At 62.8% G+C, this 12,508-nt stretch carries 12 protein-coding genes; all 12 read right to left on the bottom strand.

Annotated features, from left to right (window positions below; translation table 11 throughout):
• Positions 1–7: 7 nt before the first annotated feature.
• Positions 8–451, bottom strand: a complete 444-nt coding sequence (locus A2Z13_07305) for a hypothetical protein (protein ID OGP78089.1) — start codon at positions 449–451, stop codon at positions 8–10.
• Positions 420–2,003, bottom strand: coding sequence for a citramalate synthase (locus tag A2Z13_07300; protein ID OGP78117.1), 1,584 nt, complete (start codon positions 2,001–2,003; stop codon positions 420–422). Before A2Z13_07300 ends, A2Z13_07305 begins: the two co-directional genes overlap by 32 nt.
• Positions 2,004–2,023: 20 nt before the next feature.
• Positions 2,024–3,244 carry an aspartate kinase gene (locus A2Z13_07295; protein OGP78088.1) on the bottom strand — a complete coding sequence of 407 codons (1,221 nt, stop codon included), beginning with the start codon at positions 3,242–3,244 and terminating at the stop codon, positions 2,024–2,026.
• An 8-nt stretch (positions 3,245–3,252) separates the two neighbouring features.
• Positions 3,253–3,732: a tRNA (adenosine(37)-N6)-threonylcarbamoyltransferase complex ATPase subunit type 1 TsaE gene (locus A2Z13_07290; protein OGP78087.1), complete on the bottom strand. Its 480-nt coding sequence runs from the start codon at positions 3,730–3,732 to the stop codon at positions 3,253–3,255.
• A gap of 85 nt (positions 3,733–3,817) precedes the next feature.
• Complete coding sequence (locus A2Z13_07285; protein ID OGP78086.1) at positions 3,818–5,407, bottom strand: hypothetical protein; 1,590 nt, start codon at positions 5,405–5,407, stop codon at positions 3,818–3,820.
• On the bottom strand, positions 5,404–5,796 hold the full coding sequence (locus tag A2Z13_07280) for a holo-[acyl-carrier-protein] synthase (GenBank protein ID OGP78085.1): 393 nt from the start codon (positions 5,794–5,796) through the stop codon (positions 5,404–5,406). Before A2Z13_07280 ends, A2Z13_07285 begins: the two co-directional genes overlap by 4 nt.
• A 6-nt stretch (positions 5,797–5,802) precedes the next feature.
• Positions 5,803–6,528: a pyridoxine 5'-phosphate synthase gene (locus A2Z13_07275; protein OGP78084.1), complete on the bottom strand. Its 726-nt coding sequence runs from the start codon at positions 6,526–6,528 to the stop codon at positions 5,803–5,805.
• Positions 6,529–6,662: 134 nt separating this feature from the next.
• Positions 6,663–7,958, bottom strand: coding sequence for a phosphoglucosamine mutase (locus tag A2Z13_07270; protein ID OGP78116.1), 1,296 nt, complete (start codon positions 7,956–7,958; stop codon positions 6,663–6,665).
• Between the two features lie 67 nt (positions 7,959–8,025).
• Entirely contained in the window at positions 8,026–8,697 is a 672-nt protein-coding gene (locus tag A2Z13_07265) for a hypothetical protein (GenBank protein ID OGP78083.1), read from the bottom strand.
• Positions 8,681–9,460, bottom strand: a complete 780-nt coding sequence (locus A2Z13_07260) for a TIGR00159 family protein (GenBank protein ID OGP78082.1) — start codon at positions 9,458–9,460, stop codon at positions 8,681–8,683. The genes A2Z13_07265 and A2Z13_07260 overlap by 17 nt, the downstream gene beginning before the upstream one ends.
• Entirely contained in the window at positions 9,454–10,290 is an 837-nt protein-coding gene (locus tag A2Z13_07255) for a dihydropteroate synthase (protein OGP78115.1), read from the bottom strand. The genes A2Z13_07260 and A2Z13_07255 overlap by 7 nt, the downstream gene beginning before the upstream one ends.
• Positions 10,291–10,633: 343 nt before the next feature.
• The gene (locus A2Z13_07250; protein ID OGP78114.1) at positions 10,634–12,487 is read right to left on the bottom strand and encodes a cell division protein FtsH; all 1,854 of its coding nucleotides are present in this window, start codon (positions 12,485–12,487) and stop codon (positions 10,634–10,636) included.
• Positions 12,488–12,508 lie beyond the last annotated feature (21 nt).

The raw sequence follows: 12,508 nt of genomic DNA, 5'->3' as shown, positions 1-12,508 counted from the left end.
ATGTAAGTCAATTATTAGGGAATTTTACCAGAAAGGGAAGAAGTTTATTCAACCGTTTTTCTTTTATCCCCTTTACCTGCAGCAGGTCCTCGGGGCGACGAAACCCGCCCAGGCGGCTCCTCGTTTCGACCACGGATTCCGCAACCTTGCTTGAGATTCCCGGGAGTCCCTCGATCTCCGCCAGGGAGGCTTTGTTGATATCCACCCTTTTGCCAAGGAGAAATTTCTGCTTTGTGGTGAGCGGCCCAGGATGTCCCGTTATGGTGCAGTCGACGGCAGGGAGTTGCGGGACAAGAGAGGCGGAATCCTGCACGGATTCAGTCGCACGCACGATGTGCGGAGAGGCAACGGACAGAACGTGTCGGCCCGTGGCGCCGACATTCCAGACCAATACGATCAGGGATAGAAGGAGGCAGGCCTTACCGCTCCGGGCCTCCCTTCTGCGATCCACGGCGGGACCTCCAAAGCTTGTACCGGATGCTGTCCACCAGGGCCTGCCAGGACGCCTCGATGATGTTGTGCGAGACCCCGACGGTTCCCCAGGTGCTGTCCTTGTCGCCGGACTGTATCAAAACGCGTACCGACGAGCCGGTCCCGCCGGCGGTGATCACCCGCACCTTGTAGTCGAGCAGCTTCACTTCGGCCAGCTCGGGATAGAACTTCTCGAGAGCCTTCCGGAGCGCGTTGTCCATCGCGTTCACGGGGCCGTTCCCCAGCGCCGCGGTGTGCTCCACCCGGCCCTCCACCTCGACCATGATGGTCGCCTCGGCAATCGGATGTTGCTTCTCCGTCCGCTTCTCGTCGATCACCCGGAACCCCTTCAACTCGAAGAACTGCTCGTGCTCCCCCATCGCCTTGAGGACCAGGAGCTCGAACGACGCCTCGGCCCCTTCGAACTGGTACCCCTTGTGCTCCAGCTCCTTGATCTGGTCGAGGACCTTCTCCGCCGCCGGGTCGCCCGCCTTGAACCGGAGCCCCTTCTCCTGGACCTTGGAAAGGATGTTGCTCCGTCCCGAGAGGTCGGAGATGAGGACGCGGCGCTGGTTGCCGACGAGCCCGGGATCGATGTGCTCGTAGGTCCCCGGGTTGCGGCGGATGGCCGACACGTGCATCCCCCCCTTGTGGGCGAATGCGGCATTCCCGACGAAGGGCTGATGGAGACGCTTCCCCACGTTGGCGATCTCCGCCACGTATCCCGAAAGCGCGGAGAGTTTCCTGAGCCGCTCTTCCGGAAGGACTTCCCTGCCCATCTTCAGATGGAGGCAGGGGATGATCGAGCAGAGGTTGGCGTTCCCGCACCGCTCCCCGTAGCCGTTGATCGTCCCCTGGACCTGTGTCGCCCCGCTCTCCACCGCTGCCAGGGTGGTGGCCACGGCCATCTCGGAGTCGTTATGGGTATGAATTCCGAGCGGAAGATGGGTTGTTTTCCGGACCTCGCGGACGACGCGCCCCACGTCCGAGGGAAGCGACCCCCCGTTGGTGTCGCACAAAACGAGCCAGTCCGCCCCACCATCGGCCGCCGCCGCGAGCGCCTTCAGCGCATACTTGGGGTTGCGCCGGTAGCCGTCGAAGAAGTGCTCGGCGTCGAAGAAGACCTGCTCGGCGTGCTTTTTAAGGTACTCGATCGTCTCGCGGATCGCCTTGAGGTTCTCGTCGAGCGTGGTCCGCAGCGCCTCGGTGACGTGGAAGTCCCAGGATTTCCCCACCACGGTGATGACCGGGGTCTCCGCGGAGAGGAGCGCCTTCATGTTGGCGTCCTCCTCGACCTTCTTTCCCACCCGGCGCGTCATACCGAACGCGCAGAGCTTCGCGGTCTTCAGCGGGAGCCTCTTCGCATACTCGAAGAACTCCTTGTCCTTCGGGTTGGAGCCGGGGTACCCTCCCTCGATGAAGTGGATCCCGAAATCGTCCAGCTTCTCCGTAATGGCGATCTTGTCCATCACGGAGAGCGAGATCTCCTCGGCCTGGGTGCCGTCCCGAAGCGTCGTGTCGTACAGATAGATCTTTTTCGAGGTGATCTTTTTCAAGCCTGCTGTCCCAGCCCGAAGGCGTTGTGCAGTACCCGCACCGCCAGCTCGGTGTATTTCTCCTCGATCAGGCAGGAGATCTTGATTTCCGAGGTGGTGATGCCCAGGATGTTGATCCCTTCGGCGGCCAGCGTCTCGAACACCTTCGTGGCAACCCCGGAGTGGGAGCGCATCGCCATCCCGACGATGGACACTTTTGCGATCTTGTCGTCGCCGACAACCTTCTCCGACTCGACTTCCTTTGCGGTCTTCTCCGTGATCAACATCGCCTTCTTGTAATCGCTGCGGCCGACCGTGAAGGTCAGGTCCGTGTAGCCGGTGACGGATACGTTCTGGACAATCACGTCCACGACGATGTTGGCGTCCGACAGCGGCTTGAAGATCCTGGCGGCGATTCCCGGCCGGTCGGGCACTTTCACGATGGTGATCTTCGCCTCGTTCTTGCTGTACGCCACGCCGGACACGACTGCCGTTTCCATGATCTCCTCCTCTTTCGTAACGATCGTTCCCGGATTTTCGTTGAACGAGGAGCGGACGTGGATCCGCACCCCGTATTTCATCCCGAACTCCACCGACCGGATCTGGAGGACCTTGGCCCCCAGGCTCGCCAGCTCGAGCATCTCCTCGAAGGAGATCTTTTCGAGTTTCCGCGCGTCTGCGCAGATGTTGGGGTCGGTGGTATAGACCCCGTCGACGTCCGTGTAGATCTCGCACACGTCGGCCGAAAGCGCGGCCGCCACGGCGACGGCGCTCGTGTCCGACCCGCCGCGCCCGAGCGTCGTGATCGCCCCGGATTCGTCGATGCCCTGGAAGCCGGCCACGACCGCGATCTCCCCTTCCTTGAGGGCGGCCTGGATCGTCTCCCCCTCGATCTTCATGATACGCGCCTTGACGTAGGCCGAATCGGTGAGGACCGGAATCTGGAAGCCGCAGAACGACTTCGCCTTGTACCCCATTTCGGTGAGCGCGATGGCCAGCAGGCCGATGGTCACCTGTTCGCCCGTGGAAGCGACGACGTCCAGTTCGCGCTCGTTCGGCAATTCCGCGATCTGGTGCGCCAGGCCGAGCAGCCGGTTCGTCTCCCCGGCCATCGCCGAGACGACGACCACGACGTCGTTTCCCTGGTCTTTGGTGCGCGCCACCCGCTTTGCAACGTTCTTGATCTTCTCCACGGTACCGACCGAAGTGCCGCCGTACTTCTGGACAATGAGTGCCATTTCCCGGTTCACCCTCCTGTCAGGTAGCGTTTGCAGCGATGGACAAATCCCCGGATCCGCGGGGTGTCCTCCGCGTCAAGAATCAGCCTGCGGCTGCCTTCGTCCGAAAAAAGGAATTTAACCTTTATACAGGATTTTGGCAACATGGTGGCGATTTTTTCCGCCCACTCCACCAGGCAGACCCCCTCCCCGTTCAGGATCTCCTCCAGGCCGATGTCGTCGGCCTCCCGCTCGGAGGAAAGGCGATAGACATCCACGTGGAGGAAAGGAACGGCGCCCGCATGTTCCGTCACGACGGTGAAGCTCGGCGAAACGATCCGGTCCGCCGGGATCCCGATCGCCTCCCCCACGCCCTTGCAGAAGACCGTCTTGCCGGCACCCAGGTCCCCCGAAAGCGCCACCACATCGCCCGGGACCAGGACCGCACCCAGGGCCCGCGCGATCTCCATCGTGTCGGCTTCGCACGAAGAATACAGTTCAACTACCATCGGCGGGTACGCTCCTCACATTCAAAGGATCGGGTGCGCCTTGTGCGGCAGCGAAGCCACAGCCAGTGTTGAGGGGTGTCCCCGCTTACGGCCGCTCCTCGGAAGGTTTCGGCTCTCCCATGGTGTGCTGGAGGGCCTCGTGGATGTTCTCGATGACGTCGGTGGCGGACACGGCGGACATCGGGTGCCGACGCATCAGCAGATCGGCCGACATCCCGTGAAGGAAGACCCCCGCGCAGGCGGCGTCGGTCGGCGACAACCCTTGCGAAGCGAGGGCGGCCACCATTCCCGTGAGCGCGTCCCCCATTCCCCCGGTCGCCATGTAGGGATTCCCGGTCGTGTTGATGAAGATGTCCCCTTTCGGCGTGGCGATGATCGTCCTGGCGCCTTTCAGGATCACCGTGACGTCCTGTTCTTCGGCGAGATGCTGCGCCGACCCGATCCGCGAGGCCTCGATGGCTTCGATCGATTCGCGGGTGAGTCGGGACATCTCCCCCGGGTGCGGCGTGAGGATGCAGGAGGAGCCCGCCGTCCGCAGGACCCCGACCTGCCCCGAAATCGCGTTCAGTCCGTCGGCGTCCACGATGAACGGGACCTTGATGCGGGGGAACAGCTCGGCGATGAATTCCCCCACTCCCGGATACGCTCCCAGGCCGGGCCCGACGACGACCACGTCCGCACGCGAGACCTTCTCCACCAGTTCGGGGATCATCTCTTTCCTGAAGTACCCCGACCCTCCGTCGGCGATCCCCATCGACATCACTTCCATCAGTTTCGACTCGACGATCGGCCGCAGGGAGGCCGGAGTCACCACCGTGATCAGCCCCGCGCCCATCCGGAGCGCGGCCTGGCCCGCAAGGCAGGGGGCGCCGGTCAGCCCCGGCGATCCGCCGATGATGAATATCCTTCCCGCATCCCCCTTGTGGAAGTCCGGCGGGCGGATGGAGAGCATGCTTTTGACCACGCGCTCGTCGAGCGCCTCGGTCTTGATGTCGGCGTCAAACACCGCTTTGGAGGGAATCCCGATGTCGAAGATTTCGGTATCCCCGCAGTGGATCGAGCCCGGCAACAGGACCTGGCCCAGTTTCAGAAGCCCGAACGATCCCGTATAGTCGGCCCGGATCGCCTCGCCGAGAATCCTTCCCGTCGTGGCGTCGATCCCGCTGGGGATGTCGACCGCATAGACGGGGGCCAACGAGAGGTTGATGACTTCCACCACCTCGCGGACGATCCCCGAAAGCGGCGATGAGAGCCCCGTCCCGAGGATGGCGTCCACGCAGAGATGCACCTCTTCGAGGAACGTCCGGAGATCCTCCACCCCTTCCGCGTCGCGGATCACCCGGATCTCGACGTCCATCCTTTTGAGAATGTCTTTCTGCACTCTGGCGTCCCGGGAGAGGTCGTCCTCTTCGGCGAGCAGAAAGACCTCCACATAGACGCCCCGGTTGTGGAGATGCCGGGCGATCACCATGCCGTCTCCGCCGTTGTTCCCGCGGCCGCAGACGACCGCGACCGAGGCCTCTTCGGCCGCACCGACCTTGTCTTCCAAAATGTGCAGGATCCGCTCCGAGCAGGACCGCCCCGCGTTCTCCATCAGAAGGAGGGAGGGGATGCCGTACTTCTCCATGGTGATCTTGTCCAGATCGGCCATCTGGCGCGCCGAGGCGACCTTCATCCGTTTCCTCCCGCTCTCTCGATGACCACAAACGCCACGGCCTTCCCGCCGTCGTGGGAGATCGACACGTGGACCTGGTCTGCTTTCAATATTTTCATATATTTATATGCGTTTCCATAAAGATTAACTTCAGGTCTTCCCATCCGCCCCGGAACCGTTTCGACGTCTCGCCACAGGATTCCTTGCGACTTTCCCGTGCCGAACGCCTTGAGGACCGCTTCCTTCACCGCGAACCTGCCGGCGAGCCTCTCCGCGGTTTTGACGCTTTTGCTCGCATACAGGTTTTCGGCGTCCGTGAACACTCTCTGTAAAAACCTGTCCCGGAAGCGTTCCAGCAGCCCGTGCACCCGTGAAATATCCACGATGTCGACACCGATGCCTACGATCATCCCGTTTCAGGGGGCCCCGTGGATGAGGTCGGCCATCTCGCGCACGGCCGCCCCGAGGCCGATGAAAACCGCCCTGGCGATGATGCTGTGCCCGATGTTGAACTCCTCGATCTCCGGAAGGGAAAGGATCGGCGGGAGGTTGCGCACGTCGAGCCCGTGACCCGCGAACACCTTCAAGCCGATGTTGTTCCCGTGCGCCGCCGCGATGCGGATCTTATCGAACTCTTCGGCGTACTTCCCTGCGTGGTACGCTTCGCAGTAGGTCCCGGTGTGGATTTCAACGGCATCGGCCCCGACCTGCCTGGCGGCCCGCAGCTGGGAGAGTATCGGGTCGATGAAAAGGCTCACGAGGATGCCGGCGTCGCGAAGCCGCGATACGGCCGCGTGCAGGGTCTCCCGCTGGCCGAGTACGTTCAGCCCGCCTTCCGTCGTAAGCTCTTTCCGTTTCTCGGGGACGAGGGTCGCGGAGTACGGCTTCAGGCGCGTTGCGATTCCGATCATTTCCTCGGTTGCAGCCATCTCCAGATTGATCCGCGTCTGGACCACCCTGGAAAGGAGCTCGAGGTCCCGGTCCTGGATGTGCCGACGGTCCTCCCTCAGGTGGACCGTGATGCCGTCGGCGCCGTGGTGTTCGGCGATCCCCGCCGCGATCACGGGCTCCGGCGCGGCCCCACCCCTCGCCTGCCTCAGCGTCGCCACATGATCGATGTTGACCCCCAGCCTTCTCCTCATGCCCGCCTCAGAACCGAATAGTTACTAAAGTCCAGGGACGTTCTTAAACTTTTTAACTCTGCTCCTATGTTTGAAAAGTTTAAGAACGTCCCTATATCCACATTAAAAGTTTTAAGAACGTCCCCGTAGTTAAGTTAGTGGATTTCGGCGCGGGCCTTCTCCGCCAGCGCGTTCACGATGCGGTCGATCTCCGCCTTGTTCTCCCCTTCCGCCATAATCCGGAGGACGGGCTCGGTTCCACTGTACCGCACGACGATCCTGCCCCGCATGCCGAGCTTCTTCTCGAACTCGGCCTTCGTCTTCTGGAACCCCTTCATGCTCTCCAGGGGAACGCGATGCCTCAGCTTGAGGTTCAGCAGAACCTGCGGGAAGGTGACCAGTTGCTTCCCGAGGTCTGCAATCCGCCGGCCCGACTCGACCATCACCGCAAGGAGCTGGAGTGCCGCCAGGACGCCGTCCCCCGTCGTCGCGTGATCGAGGAAGATCAGGTGCCCCGATTGCTCCCCGCCGAAGTTGTACCCGTTGGCGCGCATCATTTCGACCACGTAGCGGTCGCCCACCTGGCTCCGTACGAGCCGGATCTTCCTCTCTTTAAGGAAAAGGTCGAGCCCGATGTTGCTCATCACCGTGGCGACCACGGTGTTCCTCTTCAGCTTTCTCTTCCGGAACATCTCCTCTGCGCAAATCGCCATGATCCGGTCCCCGTCCAGCACCTCCCCCTTCTGATCGACGACGATCACCCGGTCGCCATCCCCGTCGAGCGATATCCCGAGGTCGGCCCGGTGCTCCCGCACCTTGGCGGACACTACCTCCGGGAACAGGGAGCCGCAGTTCTCGTTGATGTTGAGCCCGTTCGGAGTGACGCCGATCGGAATGACCTCGGCCCCCAGCTCCTGGAACACTTGCGGGGCGATTCGGTAGGCGGCGCCGTTCGCGCAGTCGACCACGATCCGCAACCCGTCCAGCGACAGGTGCGAAGGGAACGTGTTCTTCAGGTAGACGATGTACCGGCCGGTTGCGTCGTCGATCCGATGTGCCTTGCCGATCTCGGGCGAAGGGGTGCGCGCCTCCTTGAGGTGGTCCCCCAGCATGATCATCTCGATCTTTTCTTCCATCTCGTCGGGCAGCTTGAAGCCGTCCCGCCCGAAGAACTTGATCCCGTTGTCCTGGTAAGGGTTGTGGGACGCCGAGATCACGACGCCTGCGTCCGCTCGCATGGAATGGGTGAGGAACGCGATGCCGGGCGTGGGCAAAGGGCCGACGAGCAGGACATCGCCGCCCATGGCGCAGATCCCCGCCGAGAGCGCGGTTTCGAACATGTATCCCGAGAGGCGGGTGTCCTTCCCGATGACGACCTTGTGCCGCCCCTTGTTGTTCCGGAAGATGTGCGCAACGGCCTGCCCGAGCGCCAGCGCGTTCTCGACGGTCATCGGGTCGGTGTTGGCCACGCCCCGAACCCCGTCCGTTCCGAAGAGCTTTCGCCTCAAGCGGTTCCTCCTATTTCCGGAAATGGATCGTCACGCGCACGCCCGGATTCCCGACGATTTTAGCATGCCCCTCCCGTAATTCCACCAGCACGTTTTCCGCGAATATTTCCGAACCCGTGTCCGGAACCGAAACGGGAGCCGGCAAGGATTTCATCCGGGAGAAGTCGTTCGGAAGCGCCTCGACTTCGAGGGAGGACGGAACGATCTCGATCCTGGCAATCCTGCGACGTACGTCCGCCGCCACATCGAGCCGCGCAGTAATCGGAAGCCGCCGCCGCTCGAGCCGCTCCAGGGAAACTTCGATCGCGTTGGGATAGATGCGCTGCACCTTGGTCCCCGGCGGGACCTTGATCGAGCGTTCGTCCACGTGCACCACCTGCTTCCCGGTCCTCGCGCCGGACAGGTCGACCGCCGCGATGATATCGGCCATCTGGAGCGTCCCCAACAGGGACGGCGGGCCGGCAAGCCGCACCTCCACCTGCCGTTCCACCTTGTTCGTGATCGTCAGCCCTTGAGGCACGTTGCGGATCTCAAGGGGAACGACGAAGCCAACCTGCACCTTGCTCTCCCCCGCGACGAACCACCACAGGGCGACCGCCAGCCCCAGGGCAAGGGCTTTGAGCCCCAGGTTCTTCCGGAGCGAACCCTGCAGGAAGTGGACGATGTCAGTTCCCCGAACCACTCTCGCCTCCGCCCGTCGCAAAAAGTTTCATGAGGATATCTTTCAGATCCATCGCACTGTCGGCGCTTTCCGTTTGCCGGTCGTGGAAGACCGTGACATTCCCCGTCTCCTCGGAGATCACGATCGAGACGGCATCCGTCTCCTTGCAGACGCCCCATCCCGCGCGGTGCCTCGTCCCCATCGTCTTCACCACGGAGGATTCGGCGGGAATCGGAAGGATCACCCCCGCCGCCGCGACGCGGTCCCCCCGGATGACCACCGCCCCGTCGTGCACGGGCGACCGGGTCGAGAGGATCGATGCCAGGAGCTCATGCGAGAAGATTGCGTCCAGCTTCTTCCCGTGCTCGACGTACTCCTGGAGGCCCATCTCCCTCTCGAGCAGGAGGATCGCCCCGATCCGGTCGGCCGCCAGCCGGAAGGTGCACTGCACCAGCTCGTCCAGTAAATTCAGCGGTGGGGACGCGGGCGCCCTCCCGAAGATGCGCGCCTGTCCCATCTTGGCCAGGCCTCGCCGGATCTCGCTCTGGAAGATCACCACGAGGATAATGATGAGCCCGCCGAGGAAGTTCCCGACCAGCCACTGAAAGGTGACCATCCCGAGCTTCTTGGAAAGGACAAACATCGCCAGCATGAGAAGGAGGCCGTACAGCATCTGCACGGCCCTCGTCCCGCGGATGAACAGAAGGATCCAGTAGATGATGAAGGCGACGACCAGGATGTCCAGAACATCCGCGAAGCGCAGCGTGGGGAGGAAGCTTAACATTCGTCTCCCTCCCGGATCGCGGTCACCACCCGGACAACCTCCTTCATTTCCTTTACATCGTGCACGCGGAGGATGTCGACGCCGCGGGATGCGGCAAACGCGACGGATGCGGCCGTCCCGAAGATCCTCCCGGAAGCCTCCCTCCCGGTAATCCTGCCGATAAACGCCTTTCGCGAGGGGCCGAAAACGACCGGCCTGCCCAGGTTGCGCAGGTCGGGGAGGTGACGGTGCAGCGCGAGGTTGTCCTCGAACCTCTTCCCGAACCCTACGCCCGGGTCGATCAGGATCCGCTCTTTCGGAATGCCGGCCTTCACTGCGACATCGATCCTCTTCTGGATCTCCTCCAGCATCTCGTCAAACAGCGATTCATAGGACGGCGCCAATTGCATCGTCGCCGGCGTCCCCCTCCGGTGCATCAAAACGACAGCGCAGCCGGATTCACCGATAACACCCGCCATCTCCGGGTCGTCGGCAAGAGCGCTCGTATCGTTGACGATGCGGGCTCCGGCGGAAATCGCCTCCCGCGCAACAGCCGCCTTCGTCGTGTCCACGGACAGGAGCGCCCCCGTTTCCCGGGCCAATTCCCGGATCACGGGAACCACGCGGGCGATTTCTTCATCGGCCGGCACGGGCACGGAGCCGGGGCGGGTCGACTCCCCTCCGATGTCAATGATGTCGGCGCCTTCGGCGACCATCTCCAGTCCCCCCCGGACTGCCGCTTCCGCGGAATAGTATTTCCCCGCGTCGGAAAAGGAATCCGGAGTCACATTCAAGATCCCGATGATTCCGGGCGAGCCGCCCAGCCGGAGTTCCCGCTCCCTGCAAGGCACAACAAAATCTCTCTCCAGGGTTCTGCGAATCGCCTCCCGAACCGGGCCCAACGCGCCTCGGGACCCGCCGTCCTCCTCCGTCCATTGTTCGAGCTGATCCACGGATGAAATTGAAAAGAAGAGAAGCCGCTTCCCCCACGCCAGGGGAATCTTCCTGCGGGCGAGAAGAGGGAAGAGGGCATGCGCCATCTCCCCGTCGGGGATGCAGAGAAGATAGGGGCGAAGGTCGCGAACCAGGCGAGTCCGGTCCGCCTGGATCACCCCGTGGAAATCCAGACGCCGGCAGGCTTCCTCCGGGTCGCTCGCGTGCAACACCCGGATCATCGGAGGGTCCGTCCGGTTTTCAGGCCGGCGTGCCGGCTTGCGGCGTCGGCAACCCCTCCGCGGAAGTCGACGCCATTTCCTCTACGATCCTCTTGATCTCGACGCCGTCGATGACTTCCTTTTCCAGGAGGGTCTTGGCCACCTGGTGCAGCACGTGCAGGTTCGACTTCAGGATCGACACCGCCCGACCGTAACAGGAGGTGACGATATCCTTGATTTCCTGGTCGATGTCCCTCGCCGTTGCCTCGCTGTAATCCTGGTGGCGGGTCATGTCCCTCCCCAGGAAGATCAGTTCCTGCTTTTGCCCGAAGGTTACGGGCCCGAGCTTATCGCTCATTCCCCACTCGCAGACCATCTTTCGCGCGAGCAGCGTCGAGCGCTCGAGATCGTTCCCGGCCCCGGTGGTGAGCTCTCCTCGCACGAGCTCCTCGGCGACCCGGCCGCCCATCAGGATGGTGATGTTGTTCTTCAGATATTCCTTCGAATACGTGTGCCGCTCGTCGATCGGCAGCTGCTGCGTGACCCCCAGCGCCATTCCGCGCGGGATGATGCTCACCTTGTGGATCGGGTCGGCGCCCGGGATGAGCGTCGCCACGATTGCGTGCCCCGCCTCGTGGTAGGCCGTGGACTTCTTCTCCTCCTCGCTGATGATCATCGACCGCCGCTCGCGGCCCATCATCACCTTGTCCTTTGCCATTTCGAAACAATCCATGGTGACCTTGGACATCCCTATGCTTGCGGCATGCAGCGCCGCCTCGTTGCAAAGGTTGGCCAGATCGGCGCCGGTAAACCCCGGCGTCCCTTTGGCCAAAACCTCGAGATGGACGTCCTCGGCCAGGGGGATTTGCCGGGTGTGGACCTGGAGAATCTGCTCCCTGCCTTTCACGTCGGGCTTGGGGACGACGACCTGGCGGTCGAAGCGCCCCGGCCGAAGCAAGGCGGGGTCCAGGACATCCGGCCGGTTCGTCGCGGCGATCAGGATCAGCCCTTCGTTCGACTCGAATCCGTCCATCTCCACCAGGAGCTGGTTCAGCGTCTGCTCGCGCTCGTCGTGCCCGCCGCCGAGGCCCGCCCCCCTGTGCCTGCCGACCGCGTCGATCTCGTCGATGAAGATGATGCAGGGCGCCGTCTTCTTCCCCTGGATGAAGAGGTCGCGCACCCGCGCCGCGCCGACGCCGACGAACATCTCCACGAAGTCGGATCCGCTGATGGAGAAGAAGGGAACCCCCGCCTCTCCCGCAATCGCCCTGGCCAGCAAGGTCTTCCCGGTCCCCGGAGACCCCACGAGCAGCACCCCCTTGGGGATGCGCCCGCCCAGCTTCGTGAACTTCTTGGGGTCCTTCAGAAACGCGATGATCTCCTGGAGCTCCTCCTTGGCCTCATCGATCCCGGCGACGTCCGAGAAGGTGCACTTGTGGGTTGTCTCGGTCAGAAGCTTCGCACGGCTCTTGCCGAACGACATCGCCTTCCCGCCGCCCGCCTGCATCTGCCGCATGAAGAAGATCCACACGCCGATCAGCAGCAGCATCGGCAGCCAGGAAACCAGGAGCGTCATGTACCAGGGGTTTTCATCCAACGGCTTGGCGGTGATTTTGACGTTCTTCGCCCGGAGCGACTTGACCAGGTCCGGGTCTTCCGGGGCATACGTGTGGAACGCCTTCTTCTCCTTGCCCGCGTTATCCAGGTACTTCCCGGTGATCTCCTGCCCCTTGATGGTGACTTCCTTGACCTTGCCCGCCTCGACGGCGGCGGTGAATTCCGAGAAGGAGATCTCCTCGTGCTCCACCCGCTGCGCCTTGAACGTGTTGAAGAGGAACACCATCGCCAGGGCGATGAGCATCCACAGGGCCAGATTGCGATAAAACTGGTTCAAGGGTTCGTTTCTCCTGTCGGT

The sequence above is a fragment of the Deltaproteobacteria bacterium RBG_16_64_85 genome, assembly GCA_001798885.1.
Lineage (GTDB): Bacteria > Desulfobacterota > Deferrimicrobia > Deferrimicrobiales > Deferrimicrobiaceae > FEB-35.
Note: the sequence above shows the minus strand (reverse complement) of the source record. Positions and strands in the feature narration are given on the sequence as shown.

Bases quoted from the DNA above. Each gene is read 5' to 3' on its own strand.
- A2Z13_07275 (OGP78084.1), bottom strand. From the start codon at position 6,528: ATGAGGAGAAGGCTGGGGGTCAACATCGATCATGTGGCGACGCTGAGG.
- A2Z13_07295 (OGP78088.1), bottom strand. From the start codon at position 3,244: ATGGCACTCATTGTCCAGAAGTACGGCGGCACTTCGGTCGGTACCGTG.
- A2Z13_07280 (OGP78085.1), bottom strand. From the start codon at position 5,796: ATGATCGTAGGCATCGGTGTCGACATCGTGGATATTTCACGGGTGCAC.
- A2Z13_07290 (OGP78087.1), bottom strand. From the start codon at position 3,732: ATGGTAGTTGAACTGTATTCTTCGTGCGAAGCCGACACGATGGAGATC.
- A2Z13_07285 (OGP78086.1), bottom strand. From the start codon at position 5,407: ATGAAGGTCGCCTCGGCGCGCCAGATGGCCGATCTGGACAAGATCACC.
- A2Z13_07260 (OGP78082.1), bottom strand. From the start codon at position 9,460: ATGTTAAGCTTCCTCCCCACGCTGCGCTTCGCGGATGTTCTGGACATC.
- A2Z13_07270 (OGP78116.1), bottom strand. From the start codon at position 7,958: ATGACCGTCGAGAACGCGCTGGCGCTCGGGCAGGCCGTTGCGCACATC.